We start from the raw sequence: 26,228 nt of genomic DNA, 5'->3' as shown, positions 1-26,228 counted from the left end.
ACTATCACTGTCGGTTTCCACGCGATAAATCGGCGGTCGCCTGATTTGTTGTCAGACGCCGCTCTTTTTCTTGTCAGCCGTTGCTCGGGTCAGGCAGCGCGGTATTGGCACCGAGCTTGTTGAGGAAGAACAGGTACACCAGACCCAGAGCAATCCAGATCAGGCCGAGTTTCTGCGCATCGACGCCCATGTTGTACATGATGGCCGCGACGATGATGAAGCCGACCACCGGGCAGATCAGGTGACGCACGACCTGACCGGACTTTTGCCGACGCCAGTAGTAGTTGATCACTGTCAGGTGCAGCAGCATGAAGCCGCTGAGCGCGCCGAAGTTGACCAGCGAGGTCAGGGTGTCGACCGAGTTGATGAACAGGTAGCAGATCACCAGCGACAGCACCGCCACCAGATAAATGCTCAGGTACGGCGTGTTGTGTTTCGGGTGTACTTTGGCCAGCACTTTTGGCAGCTTGCCGTCGCGGGCCATGCCGAACAGCAGGCGCGAGACAGCGGCTTGCGAGGTGATGGCCACGGCCACGCCCCAGGCCAGCGCCGTGGCGACAGCGGTCAGGGTCGCCAGCCAGCTGCCGGCGGCGATTTCGGCGATCTCATAGAACGCGGTGTCGGCGGATTTGAAACCCATGCCGGCCGCCAGATCGGTGGCGATCCAGGTTTGTGCAACGAAGATCACGCCCATGACCACCAGGGTGATCAACGCGGCTTTGCCGACGCTCTTGCCCGGATCGCCTTTGATTTCTTCGGCGAGGGTGGAGATCGCATCGAAGCCGAGGAACGACAACACCGCAATCGACACCGCCTGCATCAGCAGGGCGAAGTTGAATGTTTCCGGGTGATACAGCGGCGCCAGGGTCAGCTCGCCGTTACCGCCACCGTTGTGCAGGGCATTCCAGGCGTAGAACAGGAAGATGCCGAGTACCACCAGTTGCGCCAGCAGGAAGATGATGTTCATCCGCGCGGTGAAGGTGATGCCGCGCAGGTTGACGAAGGTCGCGCTGACCAGAAATGCCAAAATGAAGCCGACTTTCGGAATGTCCGGGTACAAATGGTTGAGCGCCATCGCCGCGTAGACGTAGAGCAGCGGCGGAATCAGCAGGTAATCGAGGAGCATCAGCCAACCGGCGATGAAACCGACATGCTGATTGAGGCCGCGCTGCGCATAGGAATACACCGAACCTGCGATCGGAAAAGCCTTGGCCATGCTGCCGTAACTCAGCGCGGTGAACAGCATCGCCACCATGCCGATGATGTACGCCAGCGGCACCATCCCCGGGGCCTCGGCGTTAACGTAGCCATACACACCGAACGGGGCGATGGGGATCATGAAGATCATCCCGTACACCACCAGGTCGGTCAGCGTCAGGCTACGTTTCAACTCTTGCTTGTAGCCGAATTCTTCAATTTCCATGAAGCGCAACTCCTTGTCAGCCAGTCGGTCGTTTTAGTTGTTATCGGTCCATCGTTTACAGCGTCAGCAGTCTTTCATTACAGCAATGGCGCGAGGTATCCGGCCCAGCGCGATACGGCTTCGGGGCTGCGCAGCAAGTCATTGCGCACCTCGATCAGCACCGAGTCGAGGCCACGGGCATCGCCGTGCACGGGCACGGTCATGTCGCCCAGCGGATCAATCCTGTACGGCTGATTGCCGGCAACTTTCAGCGGGTATTCGCCGAGGCCGTCGAGCAGGCGTTGCGCGTAGGCCTTGGCCTGACCGAACAGCACGCCGGCTTCCAGCGGTCGCGGCTGGCCGTAATACACCGGGGTGAAACTGTGAATCCCCACCACACGCACTGCCTGGCCCTGAGCAACACGCTCGTCGATCAAGGTTTGCAAGCGCGCGTGAAACGGCTTGAACAGGGTCTGACGGCGGTATTCGCGGGTGGCTTCGTCCAGCTCGCGGTTGCCCGGCACCTGATAAATCTCGCTCTGCGCCGGAATGCTGTCCGGGGCGTGCCGTGGCCGGTTCAGATCGATCAGCAGCCGCGAATAATTGGCGCTCAACAGGGTGGCGCCGAGCCTCTCCGATAATTGCTCGGCCAGTTGCAGCGCGCCGATGTCCCAGGCGATGTGTTCGCGTGCGGCGGCCTCGTCCAGGCCCAGATTGTTCAGGGCCTCGGGGATGTAGCGGCTGGCGTGTTCGCACACCAGAATCACCGGGTGCGTCGAGTCGGCGCGGCTCAGGTTGTAGGCCGGGCGGGTGTACAACCCCATTTCGGCGGATTCAGTACAGGCGTGCATAGTGCTCACACAAGTCAGCGGGCGAGAGCTGTTCCGTCAGCGCCAGTTCCTCGGTTTTCAGGGCGTAGTAGGTGTCGAGCAGCGGCTTGGGCAGCCATGCAGTGAAGGCGCCACTGTTGCGCAGGCAATCCAGCGCCTGGGCCAGCGAGGCGGGCAGGGCAACGATGCCCCGGGCCTTGCGTTGCTCGTCGTTGAGTGAATCGGGAATTTCGTTGGTGATCGCGTTCAGCGCCAGGCGTTGTTCGATACCCAGTCGCCCGGCGATCAACAGGGCAGCCATAGCCAGATGCGGCGAAGCAGTGGCGTCCATGGCGCGGAATTCGAGGTTGAACTGCTGGGCCACGGATTTGCCACCGAGGGTCACGATCGGGCAAATGCGCAGCGCCGCTTCGCGGTTTTGCTGGCCCAGACAAGCGTAGGAAGCGCTCCAGTGGTGTGGCTGCAAACGTTCGTACGACACCGGCGTCGGCGCGGTGAAGGCACAGAGTGCCGGCAAGTAATGCAGGATCCCCGCCGCCCAATGCTGGCCGAGACTCGACAGACCGTTGCTGGTGCCGGCGTCGTAGAGCATCGGTTGACCGGCCAGATCGAGCAGGCTGACGTGTAGATGCACGCCGTTGCAAACCGCATCCGCCGCAGTTTTCGGCGCGAAGCTCAGGTCGAGGCTCATTTGCCGGGCGATCTCGCGGCTGATCTCGCGCACGTTGACCGCGCGATCGGCTGCCGCCACGCCGAGCGTCGGGCGGCAGGTGATTTCGTACTGGTGCTTACCGTACTCGGGCAGAAACATTTCCGGCTCGACACCGCCGGCGCGCAGGGCACTGAGCAGCCAGCCACCGAACTTGGCACCTTGGCGCTGGGCTTCGAGGGAGAACGCCAAGTGCTCAGCAAAACCGGCGTGCAGGTTGAATTCGTGTTCGAACGCGGCGTTGACCTGCAAGCCCAGTTCATCGCGATAACGCTCGATTTCGTCGCGCAACAGCGTGCGCGGGCAGGCGCCCCAAGGGCGGCCATCGGTTTCGCGGATATCGCCGTGAATGAAATCCAGCGCCGGTGCGTCGACGTCCGGGCCGTTGCTGACGGTGACGCGGCTGCTCAGATCGGGAATCAACCGCAGGTCGCCATAAGCGCCCCACGGATTGGTCGAGGCAATGATGTCCTGCGGCGTCAACGCGCTGTTGGCCGGCACCCAGCCGCACCCGGCGGCCTGATAATGCTCCAGCTCATCAGTGGGAAACGAGCGGCCACGGGTGATGCCGATCAGGTCGGTAGTGACCAGCGTGGTCATCGGCAGCGGTGTCAGGCGCGTGCTCATGGCCGCATCTCCTGCAAACGGGCGAGCACGGTGTCGGTGTCGGTGATCCAGCAGTAACCCTTGATCGCATTCAGGCAGGCGTGATGGCGTTCGGCGCTGTAGGTGGCGCAGGCATCTTCGACCAGCGTGACCAGATAGCCGCGATCGGCGGCGTCGCGCACGGCCATGTCGACGCATTGGTCGGTGACGATGCCGGCGATGATCAGGTGGCGTGTTTCGAGGTTGCGCAGCACATAGTCGATGTTGGTCGAGTTGAACACCCCGGACGAGGTCTTCGGCAGGACGATTTCGTTTTCCACCGGGCTCAGGTCTTCAATGATCCGCGCCTGCACACTGCCTTTGGGCAGGTGCATGTCCGAGAGTTTGTGATCGAGCGAACGGTCGCGACCATCGGCAGTGAGGCTTTCGATAATGGTGTGCAGCACGTTCTGCCGCGCCTCGCGAAAAGCGCTGAGCAGGCGACGTTGGTTGGGCACCACCTGCATGTGCGCGCGGGTCAGGAAATATTCGGCGTCAGGCCCATTGAGGTGCGCGTCGAACTGCGGTTCGAGCCAGGCACGCTGCATGTCCACCAGCAACAGCGCGGTGTGATCGGTGACAAACGGCAAATCCCGCGGCGAGCGGTGGGGAAGGCTGAACATCCTTATTTATCCTCCAGCAGGTGGGTGTTGAAGTCATTGCGCAGGGCATCGATGCCTTCCAGGCGATCGGCGAGGTTTTCGGTACGCAGGGTCAGGCAGGCGATCAGCGCTTCGACCTGAGCCAACGCCGGCACCATGGTGTCGAACGGCGAGGCCGATTCGACCGGGGCGCTGATGATCAGGTCGGCCAGTTCGCGCAGCGGCGAGGCGTAGATGTCGGTGAACAGCACCACGCGCGCGTTGTTGTTCTTCGCGGCACTGGCGACGCGCAGGGCCTGCGTCTGGTAGCGGCGGTAGTCGAACAGCAGTACCACGTCCTGGCGTTGCAGATCGAACAGGCGATCGGGCAGTTGCGCGTTGTCTTCCAAGGCGAAGCAACCGGGGCGCAGCAGGCGCAAGTGATTGAGCAGGTAAGTGGCCATCAGGCTGCTGAAACGACCGCCGAAGCAATACACCTGATGCCGGGCATCGAGCAGCCAGTCGGTGAGAATGCGCACGTCTTCGGGTTGGGTCAGTGATTGGGTTTCGACCAGCAGGCGATGGCTGTCGCCCAGATAATGGCTCCAGGCGTCGTCCTTGTGCTGATGGGCGCGCGGTTGCAACAGCGTGCGCGGCGAGCGCAGGCGGTGATCCATGTCGCTGAGCAGGGCATCCTGGAATTCCGCATAACCGCCGAAGCCGAGTTTTTTCACCAGTCGCACAATGGTCGGATCGCTGACGCCGGCATGTTCGGCCAGACGCGCCATCGGCCCCAGACCGTTACGCGGGTACTGATCAAGCAAGGCGCGAACGACTTTGCGCTCCGACGGCGTGAGATCCAGGCCGGGATCGGTGATCAGGTCTCTGAGAGGGGGCATCCGGGCTCCTGCTGGATGGGGGGTGTTGAATTCGCTTCATAATCCGTTAAAACAGTATTTATGTAACTGATGCTACATGTCTAGTGAATTTTTCAGCGTGTTGAAACGGCGCCAAAATGGGGCGCGGTGCCCGTGTAACAAGGGCTACACGGATTTCGACCGGCCTTGTAGTCCATTGCCCACAACGCTGTCAGATATTGCCGTATTCCTGGCGTCGTCGTTTTTGCCGGTGGCTATCCGGCAGTCCCGCAACCCTCGGTTTACGGCACAATTGCCAAAAGAACGGCTTTACGTCGTTGATTTTCATCAAGGCCTACCGGAGCGATGCCTGTGCAGAGCACTCGTTTGACATTGATTTGCCATGCTCGAACCGTCGCACAGAAATTGGCGTGTTTTCCTACGAACGAGCCTGTTGAAAATAGCGCGCTGGCGTCAGGTGCACTGGCCGAGCGTGTTGCTCCCCCACGACGCTTGATTTGCGCGCCGGAATTGCGCACCCGCCAGACGGCGGCGTGGTTTGGCGCCGATGCGCAGATCGACGAGGCGCTGCGCGAATGTGACTGGGGGCGCTGGCACGGGGTATCGATCAAATCCCTGCAAAACTCTGAAGACCCGGCGCTGCACGCCTGGCTCGAAGATCCCCACGCAACACCTCACGGCGGTGAGTCGGTGGCGCAGTTATGCGAGCGCGTGGCGATATGGCTGAGCAGCCTGCAAGCCACGCCGGGACATGTGGTGGCGGTGACGCATCCGTTTGTCATCCGCGCCGCGCTGATCCACGTGATGCAAGGCACAGCGTTTCATGACATTGATGTCGAACCATTATCGATGGTCGAACTGCGTTTCACCGGGCGCTGGCGGCTACGCTTGCCGGGTCTGGACGTTAAAGGAGCACGTTGATGAAACAACTGCTGGTGATCGGCATCGGTGCCGGTAATCCCGACTACATCACGATGCAGGCCGTGAAGGCGCTGAATCAGGTCGACGTGTTTTTTTTGATGGACAAAGGCACGAGCAAGGACAAACTGATCGACCTGCGCCGAGAGATCTGTGAACGCTACATCGACGACCCCGACTATCGCTTCGTCGAAGCCCACAGCCCGGAGCGCGTGCGCGGTGATGTCGACTACACCGCCAGTGTCGATGACCTGAACCGTGCCAAGCAGCAGACCTTCGAACGCCTGATCAATGACGAATTGTCTGACGGCCAGTGCGGCGGTTTTCTGGTCTGGGGCGATCCGGCGTTGTACGACAGCACCGTGCGCATCCTTCAGGCGATTCTGGCCTCGGGCGCGTGTGCCTTCGAGTTTGAAGTGATCCCCGGGATTACCAGCGTGCAGGCGCTCGCGGCGCAGCACAAAGTGCCGCTGAACACCATCGGCCGTTCCATTGAAATCACCACCGGGCGGCGTTTGGCAGCGGGGCAGGTGAGTGATGCGGACAGTCTGGTGGTGATGCTTGATGCTGAGGATTCGTATCAGCGGGTCGCCGATCAGCAGACCGAGATTTATTGGGGGGCTTACCTGGGCACACCGGACGAGATCCTGATCAGTGGCAGGCTGGCGGATGTCGCGGATGAGATCGAGCGGGTGCGCAAGGCGGCGCGGGCGGAGCATGGGTGGATCATGGATACGTACCTGCTGCGTAAGCCTTAGATTTTCGCTGGCCGAGCGGGCCTCTTCGCGAGCAAGTCGAATCGTCGCACCGTCGCTCCCACAATTTGAAACGCGTTCCCCTGTGGGAGCGAGCTTGCTCGCGAAGGGGGCCGAACTTTCAAAGCGGATTTTCGATGGGCAAAAAAACACCCGGTACAACGCAAGTCGCACCGGGTTTTTGTTGCCAGCAAGCGGCGGATGTCGTGGATCCGCCATTCACTGTTGAACTCTGTTAAGCGCGTTCCAGCGCCAGCGCCACACCCTGGCCGCCGCCGATGCACAGGGTCGCCAGACCCTTTTTCGCATCACGCTTGATCATTTCATGCAGCAAGGTCACCAGCACACGGCAACCCGATGCACCGATCGGGTGACCGAGGGCGATGGCGCCGCCGTTGACGTTGACCTTGTCCAGATCCCATTGCAGATCCTTGGCCACCGCCAGCGATTGCGCGGCGAACGCTTCGTTGGCTTCGATCAGGTCGAGCTGGCCGATGTCCCAGCCGGCCTTGTCGAGGCAGCGGCGGGTGGCCGACACCGGGCCGATGCCCATGATTGCCGGATCAACACCGGCGTTGGCGTAGGCGGCGATTTTCGCCAGAACCGGCAGGCCGAGGGCTTTGGCTTTCTCGGCGCTCATCAGGATGACCGCAGCGGCGCCGTCATTCAGCGACGAAGCGTTGCCAGCCGTGACGCTGCCGTCCTTTTTAAAAGCCGGACGCAGTTTCGCCAGGGATTCGGCGGTGGTGTCGCCGCGCGGCTGTTCATCAACCTTGAACGCCACCGGATCGCCTTTGCGCTGCGGGATCAGGATCGGGGTGATCTCATCGACAAAGCGGCCGGCTTCAATCGCGGCGGCGGCTTTCTGCTGCGAGGCTGCGGCGAAGGCGTCTTGCTGCTCGCGGCTGATTTCGTACTTGTCGACCAGATTCTCTGCAGTGATGCCCATGTGGTAATCGTTGAACGCATCCCACAGACCATCGCTGATCATGGTGTCGACGATTTGCGCGTGGCCCATGCGCAGACCGGTGCGTGCGCCCGGCATGACGTAGTTGGACAGGCTCATGTTCTCCTGGCCGCCGGCGATGATCACGTCAGCGTCGCCGCAACGGATCGCCTGTGCGCCGAGGTGCAGGGCTTTCAGGCCCGAACCGCACACTTTGTTCAGGGTCATCGCCGGTACGGCGTGGGGCAAGCCAGCCTTGATCGCCGACTGACGCGCCGGGTTCTGGCCGGCGCCGGCGGTCAATACCTGGCCCATGATCACTTCATCGACCTGCGCACCGTCCAGACCGGTCTGCTCGAGCAACTGGCGGATCACCGCCGCGCCCAGATCCACCGCGGACACGCTGGCCAGCGAACCCTGGAAACTGCCGATCGCGGTACGCGTGGCGGCAACAATTACGACGTCTTGCATTTTCGAATTCCTCACTCGGCAGCGAACTGCATTTCCGGTACGTGATCCGGGACGATCAGTTTACCAGCGGTTTTGGCGACGATTTCCTCGACGCTGACGCCAGGTGCGCGTTCCTTGAGGACAAAAGCGCCATTTTCGATTTCCAGGTAGGCGAGGTCGGTCAGCACACGTTTGATGCAACCGGCGCCGGTCAGCGGCAGGCTGCATTTGGCGAGTAGCTTGGACTCACCGTCCTTCGATGCGTGGGTCATGATCACGATGATGTTGTCGGCACCGGCCACCAGGTCCATCGCGCCGCCCATGCCCTTGACCAGTTTGCCGGGGATCATCCACGAAGCGATGTTGCCTTCGACGTCCACTTCGAATGCGCCGAGCACGGTCAGGTCGACGTGGCCACCACGGATCATCGCGAAGGATTCGGCGGAGTTGAAAATCGACGCGCCGATGCGCGCGGTCACGGTCTGTTTGCCGGCGTTGATCATGTCGGCATCAATGGTGTCTTCAGTCGGAAACGGGCCCATGCCGAGCAGGCCGTTTTCCGATTGCAGCATGACTTCCATGCCTTCGGGAATGTAGTTGGCGACCAGGGTCGGAATGCCGATGCCGAGGTTCACATAAAAGCCGTCCTGCATTTCGCGGGCGACGCGCTGAGCCATTTGTTCGCGGGTAAGTGCCATGGTTTTATTCTCCGTCAGCCTGAGTTATTTGCGGATGGTGCGCTGTTCGATGCGTTTTTCGAACGTGCCGCAAATGACTCGATCGACGTAGATGCCCGGGGTGTGGATCTGCGAGGGATCGAGTTCGCCGGGTTCGACGATTTCTTCGACTTCAACCACAGTGATCTTGCCGGCGGTGGCGGCCAGCGGGTTGAAGTTCTGCGCGGTGTGGCGGTAGATGACGTTGCCAAAGTGGTCGGCTTTCCAGCCTTTGACGATGGCGAAGTCGCCAGTGATGGATTCTTCCATCAAGTACTTGCGTCCTTTGAATTCGCGTACTTCCTTGCCTTCGGCGACCGGGGTGCCGACGCCGGTGGCGGTGAAGAAGGCCGGAATGCCGGCGCCGCCTGCGCGCATTTTCTCGGCGAGAGTGCCTTGCGGGGTCAGGATGACTTCGATATCGCCTTTGAGCAGTTGCTCTTCGAACAGCTTGTTTTCGCCGACGTAGGAGGCGATGACTTTGCTGATCTGACGATCGGTGAGCAGCACGCCGAGGCCAAAGCCGTCGACGCCGCAGTTGTTGGATACGACGGTGAGGTCGCGGGTGCCTTTGCGCTTGATCTCGGCGATCAGGTTTTCCGGAATGCCGCACAGACCGAAACCGCCGGCGATGACGGTCATGCCGTCCTCAAGCCCGGCCAGGGCTTCCTCGTAGGAACTCACGCGCTTGTCGAAACCTGCCATATGCACCTCTTTTATTATTTGCGGGCGGCTGGCTAGCCGAATGGTTGGAGTGTCTCGCTGGAAGATATATTTGTTAAGTTGATTTTTAAGGTCGATTGATTGATAAAGCTCAATAGTCGCGTTTTGGCGTGCTGCTTAACGCTTGATCGTTCCCATGCTCTGCGTGGGAACGCCTCTAGGGACGCTCCGCGTCCAGTGACGCGGAGCGTCACGGGCTGCATTCCCACGCAGAGCATGGGAACGATCATCACCGACGATCCTGAGGCTTCAGTATGACCATCAAACAGATCCGCGCCTTCCTCGCCGTCGCCCAGAGCCTCAGCTTCGCCGTGGCCTGCGAGCGCCTGCACCTGTCGCAATCGGCGTTGAGCCTGACCATCAAAGCGCTGGAAGAGGGTCTCGGCGGGCGCCTGTTTAGCCGCAACACACGCAACGTCGCGCTGACGGCCGAAGGCGAATCCTTGCTGCCACTGGCTCGACGGCTGATCGCCGACTGGGACAACGCCGAAGACGAGATGCGCCAACGCTTCAGCTTGCAACGCGGGCGGGTGACGCTGGCGGCGATGCCGTCGTTTGCCGGCAACCTGCTGCCGCCGATCCTCAAAACGTTTCGTGCGCGCTATCCAAACGTCAACGTCACGGTTAACGACGTGATCAATGAGCAAGTGCTGGAGATGGTTCGTGATCGTCAGGTGGAACTGGGCGTGGCGTTCGAGCCGATGCAAAACACGGCAATGACGTTCACGCCGTTGTACATGGATCGCTTTGTTGCGGTGGTATCGAAGGATTCGCCGTTGGCCCAGCGCGCTGAGATCGATTGGCAGACGTTGCTTCAGGAGCCGTTTATCACCTTGCAGCGGCCATCGACGGTGCGGGTGATGCTCGAAGAGCACTTGCAGGCTCGCGGCATGAAGTTGCCGGTGGAATTTGAAAGCCATCAATTGGCGACGGTCGGGCGCATGGTCGCCAGCGGTCTGGGCGTCAGCGCCGTCCCGGCGTTGTGTGCCGAGCAGATGCAAGAACTGGGCGCCCATTGCCTGACGCTGGACGACTCGGTGGAGCGGGCCATCGGCGTGCTGACCGAACCGGGCAATGAACTGTCGGCAGCGGCGCAGGCGTTGTTCGATATTCTCAAGGCTGAAGATCTGGGGCGACTGTGAGATCTACCCCCTCACCCCAACCCTCTCCCTCTCCCCTGGGCGAGGGGGAAAGGGAGCCGATCGGGGGCATTTCAGAAAATGGGTTCGACTCGAAATTTTCAGGTCGACGTATTGCTTGAGAACAACTCGGTCAGCTCCCTCTCCCTTGGGAGAGGGCTGGGGTGAGGGGCCTGGGTCCTGAGTCGAGCACATAGTGCAGCAAGTCACCGATCCAGCACTTCAACCAACAACGGCAAAAGCTGTTCACACGACGCTTCAATCTTCAAATCCAGCAAATCATCCGCGCGGGTCTTGCCCAGATTGATTGCAATCAACGGCTTGCCACGATCGGCAATCACCCGGCACAAACGAAACGCCGAATACGCCATCAAAGAAGACCCCACCACCAACATCCCCGCCGCATTTTCTGCCGCCTTCATCGCCCGTGCCGCCGTGGGCTGCGCGACGTTCTCGCCGAAAAACACCACATCCGGTTTCATCCGTTCACCGGCGCAATGCGGACAGTGCGGTACCTGAAAACGCGCCTCGAACGCCGGGTCGAGCAGGGTGTCGCCATCCGGTGCCTGCACCGCATCGACCCCGGCCAGATACGGATTTTGTTGTTCCATCAATTGCTGAATCGAATCACGCTCACTGCGCTGGCCACAGTCCAGACACACAACGCGGTGCAAGCTGCCGTGCAGTTCGATCACATCGTGGCTGCCGGCCTGATCGTGCAGGGTGTCGACGTTCTGGGTGATCAAATCGCGGATCAGCCCACCGTGCTGCAAATCGGCCAATGCCTCATGCGCTGCATTCGGCTGCGCCTGACGCACTCTCGGCCAGCCAAGCATCGCCCGCGCCCAATAGCGGCGGCGTGATTCTGGGGCGGCGAGGAACTCCTGGTACATCATCGGTTGTCGGCCACGGCGTACTCCGTCGCTGTCGCGGTAATCCGGAATGCCCGACGGCGTGCTGATGCCGGCCCCGGTCAGTACGATAAAGTCGCCATCAGCCATCACCTCTTGCAGGGTGTCGAGGTGTTCGCGGGTCGGGCTGTCGAGCATGGTCAGCGCTCCGAAGTGGACGGTGCCAGCAGGTTAGCACGCGACCCGCGCGGGTTACTTGCGAGCCTCCAGAATCAGGTTGAACGGTGTTTGCGTGGCCCGGCGGAAGTGCTTGAACCCGGCCTCGACAAACACTTTGCGCAGACGCATTTCCCCGGCCTGCGCACCCAGGCCCAGGCCGACTTCCTGAGACAACGAGTTGGGTGTGCAGATGAATGTCGAGGCGGCGTAGAACAGCCGTCCGACCGGGTTGATGTTGTCGTCCAGCGTGTCGTTGGCGAACGGCTCGACCAGTAACACCGTGCCGTCGTCTTTCAGCGAGTCATAAGCGTGACGCGCGGCGCCGACCGGGTCGCCCATGTCATGCAGGCAGTCGAAATAGCAGATCAGGTCGTAGTCGTTGCCGGGGTAGCTCTTCGCCGAGCCCTGGAAAAACTTCGCCCGGCTGCTGACTCCGCCTTCCTCGGCGCGTTGGGTGGCGACGGTGATCGACGGCGCGTGATAGTCGTAACCGACGAAGCGCGAGTTGGGAAAGGCCTGGGCCATGATCACCGTCGACGCGCCATGGCCGCAGCCGATGTCGGCGACTTTGGCGCCTTCCTCGAGTTTCGCCACCACACCGTCCAGCGCCGGTAGCCATTCGGCGATCAGGTGGCCTTTATAGCCGGGCCGGAAGAAGCGCTCGGTGCCGGTGAACATGCACGGATGGTGGTCGCCCCAGGGTAGGGCGCCGTTGCCGCGCATGGCTTTGACCAGTTTGTCCTTGTCGTGGAAAAACGACGCCACCACGCCGAGACCACCGGCGACGTAGACCGGCGAGTCTTCGACGGCCAAGGCCAATGCCTGCTCTTCCGGTAAACGGAACTGGCCGTCATGGTGCTCCATGTAGCCGGACGCCGCGTGAGCGCTGAGCCATTCGCGCACCAGACGCGGGTTGCAGGTGGTTTTGGCGGCGAGGGCATCGGCACTGATCGGCTGACTGTCGGACATCGCCCGGTACAAACCGAGCTCTTCGCCGACGATGACATTGGCCAGCATCGCCGCGCCGCCCATGTCGTTGACCAGTTTGCCCATGAATTGGTTGAGCTTCGCCTCGTCCATCATGTGTGCTCCTGAAACAGGATCACGGTCCGGCGGCGTCGAAGGTCGAGGCGTGCGCCACCGGGCGGTGGTCACGGAGTTGGGCAGGGCACGGCTGACGTCCTGCGTCCCCCTCGACTGGGTAATGAATGAGTCTAGCCCCGGTCCGGGGCTGGCGCTGTTTTTGTGAACAGCGAAAACCTCGGTGGGAGCGAGCCTGCTCGCGAAGAGGCCGGCACAATCAACATCGTTGTCGACTGTTCGGCAGCCTTCGCGAGCAGGCTCGCTCCCACAGGTTTTTCGGTGTGTATCACTGTGTATCGCGGTGGTTGGAGGATACACAGCGCTGCAAATGCCCGGTCATGTGTACACAGCGGTGATACAGCCAGCGGTTCAACTCGGCAAAACCCACTGCTGAGGTACATCCCATGCACATTCCTCCCTTATTAGCGCAACCCAGCGTCGGCCTCGGCCTGCGCCGTGGCCTGCTCAAAGACCTGCAAGCTGCCCGCAGCGGCGATTTCGATTTTCTCGAGGTCGCTCCGGAAAACTGGATCGGCGTCGGCGGCGCCCACGGTGCAGCATTGCGTGAACTGGCCGAGCGCTACCCGTTGTCCTGCCACGGTTTGTCGCTATCACTTGGCGGGTCGGCACCGCTGGATGTCGGTTTCTTGCAGGAAGTGCGGGTGTTTCTCGACCATTACAACGTGCCGCTGTACAGCGAGCACCTGAGTTATTGCAGTGATGACGGGCATCTTTACGACTTGCTGCCGTTGCCGTTCACCGAAGAGGCAGTGCACCACGTCGCCGCGCGAATCCGTCAGGCTCAAGACATTCTCGGCCGGCGTCTGGCGGTGGAAAACGTCTCCTACTACGCAGCCCCTCGTCAGGATATGAACGAAGTGACTTTCACCAACGCCGTGCTGCGTGAGGCTGATTGCGATCTGCTGCTGGACGTCAACAACGTTTACGTCAATGCGATCAACCACAGTTTCGATCCGCAATCGTTTCTCGCCGCTATCGAGCCGGGCAGGGTGGTCGGCATGCATGTGGCCGGGCATTTCGATGAGTCTGATACGTTGAAAATCGACACCCACGGCGCCTCGGTAAAACCGCAGGTCTGGTCGCTGCTGGCCGAGGCTTACGCACGATTTGGCGCACAGCCCACGCTGCTTGAGCGGGATTTCAATTTCCCGGCGTTTTCTGAGCTAGTCGCCGAGTTGCAAACCATTCGCCACTTGCAAGCGGAGGGCAGCCGTCGTGGATAACCTGATGCAGCAACAACAGGCGCTGACCCGATATCTGCGCGATCCCGACCATCAATCGCCACCGGCCGACATGAACGCGGCGCGGGTCAACATCTATCGCGATCTGGTGTTCAACAACGTATCGCAACTGTTGAGCGGCACGTTTCCGGTGTTGATCCGGATCATCGGTGAGCAACGCTGGGGTTTGCTGGTGCGCGGCTTTTTGCGTGACTGGCGAGCGCAAACGCCGAAGTTCGGCGAGATTGCCGAATCGTTTCTCGACTATTTGGCCACTCAACCGCAGGTAATCCGCGAAGGTGAGTGGCCGGCGTTTTTGCTGGAGCTGGCGCATTACGAATGGGTCGAGATGGTCTTGCAGCAATCCGATGCTCAGGCGCTGCCGGCGACCGATCCCGCGCTGTTGCTGGACCGCCCGCTGCAGATCTCGGCACTGGCCTGGCCGTTGGCGTATGCGTGGCCAGTGCATGAACTCGATCCAAACCATCAACCTGCCACGCCACCGGCTCAACCGACGCTGTTGCTGGTGCGGCGTGCGGCGGACTGGAGTGTGAAGTTTTCCGAGCTGAGTCCGTTGGCCTGGCGGCTGTTGCAGCGCATCACGGAGTTTGTGTCGTTGACGGGGCGCGAGCAGTTGCAAGGTCTGGCGCGGGAGGCGGGGCAGACCGCCAGCAGTTCGTTCATGGACAACGGCCTGGCGATGTTGCGGGAAATGCATGAGGACCAGGTGATCGGTCTGGCACCTTGAGTACCACTATTACGCCGCACACTGTGGGAGCGAGCTTGCTCGCGAAAGCGATCTGTCAGTCAATTTAAACATCGACTGACAGGACGCCTTCGCGAGCAAGCTCGCTCCCACAGGGTTTTTCGCTGTTATCAGGGATGCAGGGGGAGTTTCAGTTCCGCACACAACCCGCCGCCCTCGCGGTTGCTCAAGGTCAACGAGCCGCCCAGCGCCATGGCCAGTTGCTGAGCGATGGCCAGTCCCAGTCCGGTGCCGCCGGTATCGCGATTTCGCGAGTTTTCTACGCGATAGAACGGTTGCAGCACTTGCGCCAGTTCGGCGTCGGCGATGCCCGGGCCGCGATCCATGACGGTAATCGCCAGATTGCCCTTGTTGGCTTCGACCCAGACTTCGGCAGCGCCGGCGAATTTCAGCGCGTTGTCGGTCAGGTTTACCAACACCCTGCGCAACGCATGGGGGCGGGTGTCGATGACCGCCGCACTCTTGCCGACCAGTTGCACCTGTTTGCCCATGTCCTGATAGTCGAACACCAGGCTTTCGAGGAAGGAATCCATGTTGGTCCGGCGGCTTTCCTCGGTCGAGCCATGGATGCTGCGCGCATAGGCCACGCCTTCGCGCACCAGATGTTCCATCTCGCTGAGGTCATTCCACAGCTTGTCTTTCTCGACGCAATCGTCCATGAGTTCGGCGCGCAGTTTCATCCGCGTGATCGGCGTTTGCAGGTCATGGGAAATCGCCGCCAGCAGTTGCATGCGTTCCTTGAGGTAGGCGGCGATGCGCGCCTGCATCGTGTTGAACGCCCGCGCGGCGTAGACCACTTCGTTCGGGCCGCTTTCGTCGAGGTTGATCGGGTGGGCGTTGGGGTCGAGGGTTTCCACGGCGTCGGCCAGCCGGGTCAAGGGGCGGACCGCAATGCGTACGGCCAGCCAGGTGCAGGCGATCATCAGCGCCAGTTGGCCGAGTAATACCGCCGGCAACCAGGGTGACAACGGCACCATCGCGGGGCGCACGTCGATGGTCACCGGGCTGCCGTCGCTCAGGCGCAGATGGCCCTGAAAATGTTTCTTCGGCCCGGGAATATCGGTGAAGGTCAGCGGATAGCGTTCACCAATGGCTTCGGTGATCGAGGTGACAGCCACCGGCACATCACCGGCCTCGATCGGCGTGCCCGGTTCGCCTTCGCTCAACAGGTAACCATAATTTCTTCGCGCCAGACGCTCGAGCCAGGCAGGGCGCTCTTCGGCAGGCAAGCGATCGAGGATTGCAATCGAGGTCGAGACATCGGTTTCCAGATTGCCGAGCATGGTGTTCTTGGCGCTTTGGTAACGCTCGTAATATTGCGCACCGAACGACAGCGCCTGGGCGAGCAACAGGCCAACCAGGAAAATCAGCGACAGGCGTGAGGCGAGGGTGCGCGGCCAATGCAGATTGACGCTCATGCCGGGGCACCGAGAATTTCGACCGGCAGCGAGAACACATAACCTTCGCTGCGCACGGTCTTGATGTAGGCCGGCTCGCGCGCGTCATCGAGCAGACGCTGACGCAAACGGCTGACCAGCAAATCGATCGAGCGGTCGAACAGATCGGCATCACGGCCCTGGGTCAGGTTGAGCAGTTGATCGCGGCTGAGCACCCGTTGCGGGTGATCGAGAAACACTCGCAGTAAACGGTATTCGGCACCGCTGAGGGCGACCATGGTGCCGTCCTTGTCCAGCAGGTGACGGGCCGAGGTGTCCAGTTGCCAACGGCCGAAAGCCAGCAAGCGCCCGGCCTCGGTGACCACCAGATTCGGTGGCAGCATGCGCGTGCGGCGCAGCACGGCGTTGATCCGCGCAAGCAATTCGCGGGCGGCGAACGGTTTGGTCAGGTAATCGTCGGCGCCCATTTCCAGGCCGATGATGCGGTCGGTTTCATCGTTGCGCGCGGTCAGCATCAACACCGGCGTGGCCTTGTGTTTGCCCACGCGCAGTTCGCGGCACAGCTGCAGGCCATCGTCGCCGGGCATCATGATGTCGAGCACGATCAGGTCGACAGTGTTGGCTTCGAGAAAACTGCGCATCTGCCGGCCATCGGCGACCACTGTGGTGCGCAGGCCGTTTTTCTTCAGGTAGTTGCCCACCAGTTCACGGATCTCGCGGTCGTCGTCGACGATGAGAATGTGATCGACATGATCCATCGGTTCAAGCCTCAGTCAGAAAGGGATGCCGTGCAGTCTATAGAGCCTTCAATGGCTCGCCTGCCTGCCTTTGTATTGCAGTGTATCTGCCGCGTTCACGGATACACGGGGACGCAAAAACGCGATTTTCACAGGGTTTTGTATCGCTGTGTATCCCTCGATGGCAGGGATACACAGCGATTGAAACGCGCCTGTTCCTGACACAGACGCGATACCTCGCGAGCCTCAAATAGGCTCCATCGAGGCCCACACAGATCGCCTCGGCTCAAACCCACTGAAGCCTTGAGGAAAAACGCCATGAACAACAAATCCGTAATCGCCGCCTGCCTGTTTGCCGCGCTGAACATCTGCACGCTGTCGGCCCGCGCCGAAGCCGCTGTCACCCCGCAAACCTACACCTACGGCACCCACCTGGATATCCAGAAAGTGATCTCGCTGAAAGAGGACAACTCGGTGAATTGCGGGATTGTCGAGGCGCGCATGACCTACCTCGATTCGGCCGGTCAGACCCGCGTGCTCGATTACAGCAAATTCGCCGACGGCTGCAACAACGACAACTAAGCCATCACTCTTTATAGAAGGAAACAGCCATGAACAACGTATCGCGCTTTTTGACCGCTATCGCTTTCTCCCTGGCCGGCGTCGCCGCCCATGCCAACGCCGCGGTTGAACAGCATAGCTGCCACAGCAGCACCTGCTTCCAGCTGACGCCGGTGGCCAAGCAGGGCACCGATGGCTTGATTGCAGCCGACGGCTCCAGCCGCACACCGCAGGGCCAGATGATTGCCGCGGACGGCTCCAGCCGCACGCCGCAGGGCCAGATGTTTGCCGCGGACGGCTCCAGCCGCACGCCGCAGGGCCAGATGTTTGCCGCGGACGGCTCCAGCCGCACGCCACAAGGGCAGATGTTTGCTGCGGACGGTTCCAGCCGCACGCCACAAGGCCAGATGTTTGCCGAGAACGGCGCGAGCCGTACGCCGCAGAGCCATTGGCTGGACAGCCAGAACGTCTGAATGGCCCGTCACGTTCATTGATCAAGGGTGACTCACTATGTACCTCATCGCATTCCTCGGCGGTCTGCTGACCGTGCTCAGCCCCTGCATCCTGCCGGTGGTGCCGTTCCTGTTTGCCGGTGCCCAACGCAGCCGCACCTCGATACTGCTGACCCTCGGCGGCATGGCCCTGACCTTCGCGCTGATCTCAAGCCTGGCGGTCGTCAGCAGTGAATGGGTGATTCAAGCCAGCAACAGCGGACGTTACGTCGCCCTGATCGTGATGAGCGTGTTCGCCCTGTCGCTGATCTCGGCGCGCATCGGCGACTGGCTGACACGTCCCTTCGTGATGCTCGGCAACCGCCTCGACCCGGACACCCGGAAAAAGGCCGGGCCGATGGGCTCGATCATGCTCGGCGTGGCCACGGGGCTGCTGTGGGCACCGTGCGCCGGGCCGATTCTCGGCGTGATCCTCACCGGTGCCATGCTGCAAGGCGCCAACGCGCAGACCAGCCTGTTGCTGTTGGCCTACGGCGCCGGCAGTGCCTTGTCGCTGGGCACGTTGATCTTCACCGGGCGCGGCTTGGTCAATCGCCTGAAACCGTCGATCCCGTTCACCGGTTGGTTGCGTCGTGGTGCCGGGGCTGCGGTACTGGCGACGGCAGCGGTGATTGCCACGGGCCTGGATAAGACCTTGCTGGCGAACACCTCCTCTGAGGGGGTGGCCAGTGTCGAAAAAAGCGTGCTGGAAAACGTGCCGAAAGTGGTCGACTACTTTGTCAGCAAAGTCCGCGCGGACTCGCCGATGGAGCAGGGCAAAGGCGCGATGCCGTCGCTTTCCGGTGCGGTGCAATGGTTGAACTCGCCTGAGCTGAGCGCCGAAGCCCTGCGCGGCAAAGTGGTGCTGGTGGATTTCTGGACCTACGACTGCATCAACTGCCAGCACACCCTGCCGTACGTCAAAGACTGGGCGAAGAAGTACGAAAAGGACGGCCTCGTGGTGATCGGTGTTCACACCCCGGAATACGGTTACGAGCGGATCATCGACAACGTCAAGGATCAGGTGAAAAAGCTCGGCATCACCTACCCGGTGGCCATCGACAACAACTACGCAATCTGGCGTAACTTCGACAACCAGTACTGGCCGGCGCATTACCTGATCGACGCCAAGGGGCAGGTGCGTTACAGCCACTTCGGCGAAGGTCGCTACGAAGCGCAGGAGCAAATGATCCAGCAGTTGCTGCAGGAGGCGAAGGCGCCTGCGACCTGATCAGCAAAACCAATGGCTCAGAGGTCACGCACCATGAGCCATTGTTCGTTGTCCCAGGCGCGAAAACGCTCCAGCACCTGCCAGCCGCGTTTGGCGTAGTAGTCCTGCTTGTTCTGCGTGTGCAGATACAGGCGCGCAAAGCCGCAGTCTTTCGCCTCCTGACAAATCCCTGCAATCAAACGTTCCGCCAGACCTTGCCCGCGTGCTTCAGGGTTGACGAACACGCAGGCCAGCCAAGGCCCGAGATCAGGGCGCAGAGCGAGGTCATCACGTGCCAGCGCCGCGCCGCCGAGCAGACGCTCACCGTCCATGGCAATCAGACAGGGCCAGTCACCATTGCCTTGGCCCTCGGCAAATTCGCGCTGCCACTCGGCCAGTGGGTGGTCGACGTATTCGTAGGGAAATTGCTGGTGGATCCATTGAGCATAACGGTCGCTGTGGTGCATGTGATGCGCGAGCCAATCGATTTGCAGTGACATCAGTCGAGTCCGTTCCAGAAGCGAGGGAGCATCAAAAACCAATCCCCCAACCTTGGCAATCCTCAAGGTGTTCCAGACGCTTTACAGATTTCCACCGCTCATCGGCAAACCCCCGGTTTTACGGGGTGGCCAGACGATTGGCAGGGACGCAGAGCGGTCTCGGCGCGATAGTGCGTGAGCAGGGTCACTGCCGGCCTTGCCCCATAACAAGAGCGCGAGGTTGCCATGCCTAAATTCGTGATTGAACGCGAGATTCCAGGGGCCGGGAAGCTATCGGAAGCAGAACTCAAAGCCGTGTCGAAAACGTCTTGTGATGTATTGCGCGAACTCGGTCCGCAGGTGCAGTGGCTGCAGAGCTATGTCACCGCAGACAAAATCTATTGCGTGTACATCGCGCCGGATGAAGAGCAAGTGCGTGAACATGCAAGGCTTGGTGGCTTTCCCGCCAACAGTGTGGAGCGTGTGATGACGGTCATCGACCCGACCACCGCCGAATAACCACCGATCCAACTTGTAGCGGAGCTCACGTTCATGAGTACCCCGATTGATCTCACTGCCTTGAAGGAACGCCAGAAAGTCGCCTGGGCCAGTGGCGACTACGCCGTGATCGGCACCACCCTGCAAATTGTCGGCGAAAACCTCGCCGAAGCCTGCGACCTGCGTTGCGACGAGGAGGTGCTGGATGTCGCTGCCGGCAATGGTAATGCGACGCTCGCGGCGGCGCGGCGCGGTTGTCTGGTCACCTCGACCGACTATGTCGCGGCGCTGCTGGAGCGGGGCCAGGATCGTGCCCGCGCGGAGCATCTGGACGTGACGTTTCAGGTGGCCGATGCCGAAGCGCTGCCGTTCGCCGATGAGAGCTACGACGCCGTGCTGTCGACCTTTGGCGTGATGTTCGCACCGGATCAGGACAAGGCTGCTGCTGAACTGGGCCGGGTTTGTCGCCGTGGCGGGCGGATCGGTCTGGCCAACTGGACGCCGGAAGGTTTCGTTGGCCAGATGTTCAAGACCCTCGGCCGGCATCTGCCACCGCCTGCCGGTGCTCAGCCGCCGTCGAATTGGGGCTCCGATGCGTGGCTGCACAAGCATTTCGATGACCGCGATTTTCTGCTGCGCGTGACACGGCGCGAGTTCAACTTTCGCTATCGCTCGGCCGCGCATTTCATCGACATCTTCCGCCATTGGTACGGGCCGGTGCACAAGGCCTTCGCGGCACTGCCGCCGGAGAGCGGGCAGGCGCTGGAAAATGATCTGGCAGATTTGCTCAACCGTTTGAATCGAGCGGGGGAGGAGTCGCTGGTGGTGCCGAGTGAGTATCTGGAGGTGGTGATCACTAAACGCTGAGTCACACACCATTTTCAAATTTGTGGTGATCCCCCTGTGGGAGCGAGCCTGCTCGCGAAAGCGCTGTGTCATTCAACAAAGATGTTGTCTGACACTCCGTCTTCGCGAGCAAGCTCGCTCCCACAAGGGTAAATGTAGCTGGGGCGGAAGACCTATTTCACCTGCGGCCGATCAAACCACTCCAGCGCCGTGCGCCAGATGCAGATCCCCAGAAAGTACGCCGACATCAGCAACCACAAACCCATCACCAACGGGTTGATGACCGGATGGTTGAGTACCAGCGACAAACTGCACAGCAGCCAGATCGCCGTCACCGCAATGTTGATCGGCATGAACCGCCGTACGCGGAACGGGTGCAGGAATTTCATCCGCGTCACGGTCAGCAGCGCCAGACCAATCACCGTCAGAAAAGTGATCCACGGTCCTGGCCCGATGATGTACAGACACAGCGCGACCACATTCCACGCCGCAGGAAACCCGACAAAGTAGTTGTCCTTGCTCTTCATGTTGACGTTGCAGAAGCAGAACAGCGACGACACCAGAATCAGCGACACCGTCAGCAGCAGGGTGTAGTCGGGCAGCGGAATGTAGCGATAGATGAACAGCGCCGGGATGAACACGTATGTCAGGTAATCGATCACCAGATCAAGGATCGAACCGTCGAAGCTCGGCAGCACCGATTGCACGTTGACCTTGCGCGCCAGTGCGCCGTCGAGGCCGTCGACAATCAACGCCACGCCCAGCCACATCAGGCAGTGGGTCGGCTGGTTTTCCAACAGGGCGAGGGTGGCCAGAAATGCGGTGACCACGCCAGTCGCGGTAAAACCATGGGCGCCCCATGCTTTGAGCCTGGCGATGTGTACGGTCGATATCACGGGGGCGTTCTCCAGAAAGTGATGCAAGCCGGGTATCACCCTCGGTTAAAAGGGCGCCGGCAAACCGGGTTGGGGTTGCAGCTATCGACCGGTCTGGCCGGGATAAGGTTCAGCATCCTTGAATCTTAGCTGGCCGGCGAAAAAATACGCGGGCGAAATCCGCCAGGGTTTTGCGTGTCAGCCAAACGGTGCTGGCGCTCTGGCCGCACGGGTCTATCGTTGCCAGACGCAGTCACTGCCCTTGCCTGAGGACGACGTCATGAACACCAGCGATTTGCTCGAACAACTACTGCGAGGCCGGGCCTCGGCGGGACAGCAATCTTCAGCGTCTGCCGGCGATGGTTTGGGCGGTTTAGGCGGCTTGCTGGGCGGCCTGCTCGGTGGCGCGGATTCAACCGGGACACGCGGCGGCGCGCCGGCGGGCGGGTTGGGTGGATTAGGCAGTTTGCTCGGTGGTTTACTCGGCGTCGGTGCCGGTGGTGGCCTGGGCGGCGCATTGGGTGGTGCACTGGGTGGCGGTGGCAGCACGCAAAGCCGTTCCGGCGGCACCAATTATGCGGCGCTTGCCTCGCTGGGCATGATGGCGTTTCAGGCCTATCAAGCCTGGCAACGCAGCCAGGCCAGTTCGGCCCCGCAACAAACGCCGCAAACGGCTAACCTCCTAGCCGGCCCGGAGATTGAAGAACACGGCCACGCAGTATTGCGCGCGTTGATCGCGGCAGCCAAGGCTGACGGGCGTATCGATGAATCCGAGAAACACCTGATCAGCAGTGAAATCGGCAAACACACCGACGATCCGCAGTTGCAGCAATGGCTCGATGCCGAAGTCGCCAAGCCGCTGGACCCTGATGATGTGGCGCAGGCGGCCAATGGGGATCCGGCCGTCGCCGCCGAAATGTACCTGGCCAGCGTCATGCTGGTGGATGACCAGCAGGACGCCGAGCGCAGTTATCTGGATGAGCTGGCAGCAGCATTGCAGATCGACCCGGATTTGCAGATGCATCTGGAGCAGCAAGCCAAGGGCCAGGCCTGAAAGCAACATCAAAAGATCGCAGCCTTCGGCAGCTCCTACCGGGTGTACATCATTCCATGTAGGAGCTGCCGAAGGCTGCGATCTTTTGATCTTCAAAGCCAAATTGCATCCCATAACGGGTAGTCCCCCACACGCCGAGCCAATCCGGCGCGTATCGGGTTCATAACGATATATCGGGCCGCCGCTTTAAGATCTTCATCGCGACGCAACGCTCGGTCGTAGTAGCCGCGTTGCCATAACCGTCCCTGACTGCCGCGCTTGAGATTGATCGAACGACAACTGCGCGATTTGACGCGGCACATGAGCGCTGCCAATGAGCCTTGTTTCAATTCGATCAGCCAATGCAGATGATCCGGCATCACCACCCACGCCAGCGACTGAACCATTCCCTCGTCACTGGCTGCACGCATTTGCTCTACCAGCAGTCTTCCCAAACGCCAATCCGAAAACACTGACTGACGTTCGTGAACGGCGGCGGTGAGCAGATAAATACGTCCAGCCTCGCTATAACGTCCTTTGCGTAATCCACACGCCTTTGCAGCAGTAGGCATTCCTTTGCCCTCCCCAAAACATCGTCCCTGAACGTTAGCAATCCCTCACCGTTACGCGAACTCAACCCATTGCACGATGTAACCCTGTAGGAGCTGCCGAAGGCTGCGATCTTTTGATCTTGTTTTTAAAATCAAAATCAAAAGATCGTCCGATCGCGGCCCGAGCCTTCGGCAGCTCCTACAGAGGAATTCAGTGTGTGCGAGGATCGCGCAGGTGGCCGTCCGTCCGGGCAATTTTCACGTCGATTGAATTTTTCGCAGGCGCTGCCTCTCTGCTGCTGTAGAGGCGCGTGGAACAGCGTCCTGCCAACCGACCGAGAATTTTGCCATGACTGTCCTGACACCCCTGCAAGCTGCGCCTGCCCAACCGCATCTTATGAATGCCGCCGGGAATATTCGGCAGGTCTATGACGCGTTGTTGCGCGATGACAATTCCCAAGACCTTGCACAGGCGTTTTTACAGGAACAACTGCAACACGCCGCGCAACTCTCCGATTCCCTGCCCGAAGATCCCACGACGTGGCACGCCTGGGTGGCCGAAAATTGCGCCGATGTCGCCCGGCAATACGCCGACTATCTGCAACAGCGCAAGGACGGCGGGCCTCGGCAATTCTTCCGTGGCAAGGCGCAGGCGCTGTATTTCCTGCAAGCGGTGGCACCGACCAAACTGGTCGACGGCGCCTGGCTGTCTGGCCTGCTGCCGCGCTGGCAGGATCCGCGTTTCCAAGGCCTGCTACGCACCTTTCTGGAAGAACTGGGCGAGGGCAATCCGGCGCAGAACCACGTGGTGATCTACCGCAAACTGCTCGCCGAACACGACTTGCAGGACAGCAGCGCGATCGACGATGAACACTACCTGCAAGGCGCAATACAACTGGCTCTCGGTGTCTGTGGCGCGGATTACTTGCCCGAAGTGATCGGTTACAACCTCGGCTATGAACAACTGCCGCTGCACTTGCTGATCAGCAGTTACGAACTCAGTGAGCTGGGGATCGATCCGTACTATTTCACCCTGCATGTGACCATCGACAATGCCAGCACCGGCCATGCGCAGAAAGCCGTGCAGGCGGCGCTCGATCTGCTGCCGCTTGAGGCCGATCGCGGCGAATTTCTGCGTCGGGTGGCGCTGGGTTATCGGCTCAACGACCTCGGGCAGGGCAGTCGCGCAATCATCGAAGGTTTCGACCTTGAGCATGAACTGCTGGCGATGCTTGAGCGCAAGTGCCCATTCGCCCAACACATGCACTCCGATTACTGCCGCTTCGAAGGGCAGACCGTCAATCAGTGGCTGGCCGCACCGGAACAATTGCCCGGTTTTCTTCAAGCGTTGCAGAACAAGGGCTGGATCAAACGACACGGAGACCCGCAGGCCAGCCGCTTTTGGCAGCTGATCGCGGGCGACGGTGCGGCGATGTTTGGCGTGTTCAATGCCTACGAAAAACAACTGGTGCACGACTGGATTGCTGGTGACTGGACCTCTTCGGATAAAACCAAACCCGCTCGGCGGCACAGTCAACCCGCAGCGCCCATCGAAGGGCTTGAACAGGATCCCGATGTACAGGCGCTCAATGCCGCGCTGCAAGGTCAGGACGGCTTGGCGCAAATGGCGATTCTGATTCCCTGGCTCGCACCGTCGCGCCACGCACATCCGGCCGGACTGCTCGCCACACGGCGTTTTATCGAACTCAAATCCCGCTTGCCTTAAGGACATCACCGATGACTCAGGAAGAACAACTCTGCCCCAACGACCTCGTGTTGCTGCAACTGGGCCGACGCTTGTTGGCGGACGGATATCGGTTTGTTACGCCGACGCCGTTGACCCATCAGCGGGTCAACCAGCGTGACGAGGGGCAGATGGCCGACTCTTTACGCGATGTGTTCGGTTGGTCGCGTCCTTTCGCGCCGGGTTTGTTGCCGGCCGATGAACAGCGGCAACTGCAGGACGCTCAGGTGATTGATGCGTACGACGGCCAACTGAAGAGCCGGATACGCTGGTCGAGTCTGGATGATTTGCTGTTCGTGCATTCGGCGTTCCCTACCGACGCGGCCGACGCGGTATTTTTCGGCCCGGACACCTATCGTTTCGCCCAATTGATTCATGCCCACTTGCAACAGAACTTCGCGCCCATCCATCGCGCGGTGGACATTGGTTGTGGGGCGGGCGTCGGAGCCATTCTGATCGGCCGTGCCCGTCGCGAGGCGCAGGTGCTGGCGCTGGATATCAACCCCGCAGCGCTGCGCCTGACTTCGATCAACGCGGCACTGGCGGAGGTCGCCAACGTCGAGGTGCACGCCAGTGATCTGTTGCAGGGTGCCGACGGCGAGTTCGATCTGATTGTCGCCAACCCGCCGTACATGGCCGATCCGGCTGAGCGCGCTTATCGTCACGGGGGCGGGACGCTGGGGGCAGGGCTGTCGCTGCGTATCGTCGAGCAGGCGCTGAACAGGCTGGCGCCCGGCGGTTCGCTGTTGCTCTACACCGGTGTGGCGATGGTCGATGGTCGCGATCCGTTTCTCGACACCGTGCTGCCTCGACTGGACGAGAAGCGCTTCGGCTGGACATACCGCGAACTCGATCCGGATGTCTTCGGCGAAGAACTGCTCAATCCCGGTTATCAACGGGTCGACCGCATCGCCGTGGTGGCGCTGACCGTGACCCGAATTGGCTGAAGCAAGG

General features: G+C 60.9%; 28 protein-coding genes. 13 read left to right on the top strand and 15 right to left on the bottom strand.

Annotation, left to right across the window (positions count from 1 at the left end; genetic code table 11):
- Positions 1-73: 73 nt before the first annotated feature.
- The 5 genes from F8N44_RS14585 to F8N44_RS14565 all read right to left on the bottom strand — a co-directional run bounded on the left by F8N44_RS14585 (position 74) and on the right by F8N44_RS14565 (position 5,066).
- Positions 74-1,423: an APC family permease gene (locus F8N44_RS14585; protein WP_141129837.1), complete on the bottom strand. Its 1,350-nt coding sequence runs from the start codon at positions 1,421-1,423 to the stop codon at positions 74-76.
- A 77-nt stretch (positions 1,424-1,500) separates the two neighbouring features.
- A complete protein-coding gene (locus F8N44_RS14580) occupies positions 1,501-2,253 on the bottom strand; it encodes an N-formylglutamate amidohydrolase (RefSeq protein ID WP_150650763.1) in 753 nt (250 codons plus the stop codon).
- Positions 2,237-3,568, bottom strand: coding sequence for a glutamine synthetase (locus tag F8N44_RS14575; RefSeq protein WP_150650762.1), 1,332 nt, complete (start codon positions 3,566-3,568; stop codon positions 2,237-2,239). Before F8N44_RS14575 ends, F8N44_RS14580 begins: the two co-directional genes overlap by 17 nt.
- Positions 3,565-4,209 carry an isochorismatase family cysteine hydrolase gene (locus F8N44_RS14570; RefSeq protein WP_034152528.1) on the bottom strand — a complete coding sequence of 215 codons (645 nt, stop codon included), beginning with the start codon at positions 4,207-4,209 and terminating at the stop codon, positions 3,565-3,567. Before F8N44_RS14570 ends, F8N44_RS14575 begins: the two co-directional genes overlap by 4 nt.
- 2 nt (positions 4,210-4,211) lie before the next feature.
- Complete coding sequence (locus tag F8N44_RS14565) at positions 4,212-5,066, bottom strand: MurR/RpiR family transcriptional regulator (protein WP_034152527.1); 855 nt, start codon at positions 5,064-5,066, stop codon at positions 4,212-4,214.
- Between the two features lie 330 nt (positions 5,067-5,396).
- Between F8N44_RS14565 and F8N44_RS14560 the strand changes: the two genes are divergently transcribed.
- Entirely contained in the window at positions 5,397-5,966 is a 570-nt protein-coding gene (locus F8N44_RS14560) for a histidine phosphatase family protein (protein WP_150650761.1), read from the top strand.
- On the top strand, positions 5,966-6,721 hold the full coding sequence (cobF, locus tag F8N44_RS14555; protein WP_150650760.1) for a precorrin-6A synthase (deacetylating): 756 nt from the start codon (positions 5,966-5,968) through the stop codon (positions 6,719-6,721). The genes F8N44_RS14560 and cobF overlap by 1 nt, the downstream gene beginning before the upstream one ends.
- A gap of 232 nt (positions 6,722-6,953) precedes the next feature.
- Here cobF and F8N44_RS14550 read toward each other — a convergent pair whose 3' ends face one another.
- The 3 genes from F8N44_RS14550 to F8N44_RS14540 are packed head-to-tail and all read right to left on the bottom strand — an operon-like array spanning position 6,954 to position 9,535.
- A complete protein-coding gene (locus F8N44_RS14550; RefSeq protein ID WP_150650759.1) occupies positions 6,954-8,135 on the bottom strand; it encodes an acetyl-CoA C-acetyltransferase in 1,182 nt (393 codons plus the stop codon).
- Between the two features lie 11 nt (positions 8,136-8,146).
- Positions 8,147-8,812, bottom strand: coding sequence for a CoA transferase subunit B (locus tag F8N44_RS14545; protein WP_134174048.1), 666 nt, complete (start codon positions 8,810-8,812; stop codon positions 8,147-8,149).
- A gap of 24 nt (positions 8,813-8,836) precedes the next feature.
- Positions 8,837-9,535 carry a CoA transferase subunit A gene (locus F8N44_RS14540; protein WP_016983257.1) on the bottom strand — a complete coding sequence of 233 codons (699 nt, stop codon included), beginning with the start codon at positions 9,533-9,535 and terminating at the stop codon, positions 8,837-8,839.
- A 272-nt stretch (positions 9,536-9,807) separates the two neighbouring features.
- On the opposite strand from F8N44_RS14540, the gene F8N44_RS14535 reads away from it, so the two are divergent.
- Positions 9,808-10,695 carry a LysR family transcriptional regulator gene (locus tag F8N44_RS14535; RefSeq protein ID WP_150650758.1) on the top strand — a complete coding sequence of 296 codons (888 nt, stop codon included), beginning with the start codon at positions 9,808-9,810 and terminating at the stop codon, positions 10,693-10,695.
- 203 nt (positions 10,696-10,898) lie between these two features.
- Here the strand turns inward: F8N44_RS14535 and F8N44_RS14530 are convergent, their stop codons facing one another.
- Both F8N44_RS14530 and F8N44_RS14525 read right to left on the bottom strand, forming a co-directional pair.
- Positions 10,899-11,741 (bottom strand): NAD-dependent protein deacetylase, encoded by an 843-nt coding sequence (locus F8N44_RS14530; protein ID WP_150650757.1) that lies wholly within the window; start codon positions 11,739-11,741, stop codon positions 10,899-10,901.
- Positions 11,742-11,795: 54 nt separating this feature from the next.
- Positions 11,796-12,842: a class I SAM-dependent methyltransferase gene (locus F8N44_RS14525; protein ID WP_150650910.1), complete on the bottom strand. Its 1,047-nt coding sequence runs from the start codon at positions 12,840-12,842 to the stop codon at positions 11,796-11,798.
- Positions 12,843-13,249: 407 nt separating this feature from the next.
- On the opposite strand from F8N44_RS14525, the gene F8N44_RS14520 reads away from it, so the two are divergent.
- Together F8N44_RS14520 and F8N44_RS14515 are read left to right on the top strand one after the other, a co-directional pair.
- A complete protein-coding gene (locus F8N44_RS14520; RefSeq protein WP_150650756.1) occupies positions 13,250-14,089 on the top strand; it encodes a DUF692 domain-containing protein in 840 nt (279 codons plus the stop codon).
- Entirely contained in the window at positions 14,082-14,834 is a 753-nt protein-coding gene (locus F8N44_RS14515) for a DUF2063 domain-containing protein (RefSeq protein WP_150650755.1), read from the top strand. The genes F8N44_RS14520 and F8N44_RS14515 overlap by 8 nt, the downstream gene beginning before the upstream one ends.
- 128 nt (positions 14,835-14,962) lie before the next feature.
- Here F8N44_RS14515 and F8N44_RS14510 read toward each other — a convergent pair whose 3' ends face one another.
- Positions 14,963-16,270 (bottom strand): ATP-binding protein, encoded by a 1,308-nt coding sequence (locus tag F8N44_RS14510; protein ID WP_150650754.1) that lies wholly within the window; start codon positions 16,268-16,270, stop codon positions 14,963-14,965.
- The gene (locus F8N44_RS14505) at positions 16,267-17,007 is read right to left on the bottom strand and encodes a response regulator (RefSeq protein WP_007919579.1); all 741 of its coding nucleotides are present in this window, start codon (positions 17,005-17,007) and stop codon (positions 16,267-16,269) included. The genes F8N44_RS14510 and F8N44_RS14505 overlap by 4 nt, the downstream gene beginning before the upstream one ends.
- A 297-nt stretch (positions 17,008-17,304) precedes the next feature.
- Here F8N44_RS14505 and F8N44_RS14500 point away from each other — a divergent pair, with 297 nt between their 5' ends.
- Genes F8N44_RS14500 through F8N44_RS14490 form a run of 3 tightly spaced genes read left to right on the top strand, consistent with a single transcriptional unit; the run spans position 17,305 to position 19,269 of the window.
- Positions 17,305-17,568 carry a DUF2790 domain-containing protein gene (locus F8N44_RS14500; protein ID WP_150650753.1) on the top strand — a complete coding sequence of 88 codons (264 nt, stop codon included), beginning with the start codon at positions 17,305-17,307 and terminating at the stop codon, positions 17,566-17,568.
- A gap of 29 nt (positions 17,569-17,597) precedes the next feature.
- Entirely contained in the window at positions 17,598-18,020 is a 423-nt protein-coding gene (locus F8N44_RS14495) for a hypothetical protein (protein WP_150650752.1), read from the top strand.
- A gap of 37 nt (positions 18,021-18,057) precedes the next feature.
- A complete protein-coding gene (locus tag F8N44_RS14490; RefSeq protein ID WP_150650751.1) occupies positions 18,058-19,269 on the top strand; it encodes a cytochrome c biogenesis protein DipZ in 1,212 nt (403 codons plus the stop codon).
- 17 nt (positions 19,270-19,286) lie between these two features.
- Here the strand turns inward: F8N44_RS14490 and F8N44_RS14485 are convergent, their stop codons facing one another.
- Positions 19,287-19,748 carry a GNAT family N-acetyltransferase gene (locus tag F8N44_RS14485; RefSeq protein ID WP_150650750.1) on the bottom strand — a complete coding sequence of 154 codons (462 nt, stop codon included), beginning with the start codon at positions 19,746-19,748 and terminating at the stop codon, positions 19,287-19,289.
- Positions 19,749-19,973: 225 nt separating this feature from the next.
- On the opposite strand from F8N44_RS14485, the gene F8N44_RS14480 reads away from it, so the two are divergent.
- Together F8N44_RS14480 and F8N44_RS14475 are read left to right on the top strand one after the other, a co-directional pair.
- Positions 19,974-20,246 (top strand): DUF4242 domain-containing protein, encoded by a 273-nt coding sequence (locus F8N44_RS14480; RefSeq protein ID WP_150650749.1) that lies wholly within the window; start codon positions 19,974-19,976, stop codon positions 20,244-20,246.
- A 33-nt stretch (positions 20,247-20,279) separates the two neighbouring features.
- Positions 20,280-21,092, top strand: coding sequence for a class I SAM-dependent methyltransferase (locus F8N44_RS14475; protein ID WP_150650748.1), 813 nt, complete (start codon positions 20,280-20,282; stop codon positions 21,090-21,092).
- 152 nt (positions 21,093-21,244) lie between these two features.
- On the opposite strand, the gene pcsA is transcribed toward F8N44_RS14475, so the two are convergent.
- The gene (pcsA, locus tag F8N44_RS14465; protein ID WP_007919592.1) at positions 21,245-21,967 is read right to left on the bottom strand and encodes a phosphatidylcholine synthase; all 723 of its coding nucleotides are present in this window, start codon (positions 21,965-21,967) and stop codon (positions 21,245-21,247) included.
- Positions 21,968-22,226: 259 nt separating this feature from the next.
- On the opposite strand from pcsA, the gene F8N44_RS14460 reads away from it, so the two are divergent.
- The gene (locus F8N44_RS14460) at positions 22,227-23,000 is read left to right on the top strand and encodes a tellurite resistance TerB family protein (protein WP_150650909.1); all 774 of its coding nucleotides are present in this window, start codon (positions 22,227-22,229) and stop codon (positions 22,998-23,000) included.
- A 92-nt stretch (positions 23,001-23,092) separates the two neighbouring features.
- Here the strand turns inward: F8N44_RS14460 and F8N44_RS14455 are convergent, their stop codons facing one another.
- Entirely contained in the window at positions 23,093-23,551 is a 459-nt protein-coding gene (locus tag F8N44_RS14455; protein WP_150650747.1) for an REP-associated tyrosine transposase, read from the bottom strand.
- Positions 23,552-23,879: 328 nt separating this feature from the next.
- On the opposite strand from F8N44_RS14455, the gene F8N44_RS14450 reads away from it, so the two are divergent.
- Positions 23,880-25,256 carry an iron-containing redox enzyme family protein gene (locus F8N44_RS14450; protein WP_150650746.1) on the top strand — a complete coding sequence of 459 codons (1,377 nt, stop codon included), beginning with the start codon at positions 23,880-23,882 and terminating at the stop codon, positions 25,254-25,256.
- An 11-nt stretch (positions 25,257-25,267) separates the two neighbouring features.
- Positions 25,268-26,221, top strand: coding sequence for a methyltransferase (locus tag F8N44_RS14445; RefSeq protein ID WP_150650745.1), 954 nt, complete (start codon positions 25,268-25,270; stop codon positions 26,219-26,221).
- The last annotated feature ends 7 nt before the right edge of the window (positions 26,222-26,228 follow it).

Source organism: Pseudomonas fluorescens (assembly GCF_902497745.1).
Taxonomy (GTDB): domain Bacteria; phylum Pseudomonadota; class Gammaproteobacteria; order Pseudomonadales; family Pseudomonadaceae; genus Aquipseudomonas; species Aquipseudomonas fluorescens_BM.
Note: the sequence above shows the minus strand (reverse complement) of the source record. Positions and strands in the feature narration are given on the sequence as shown.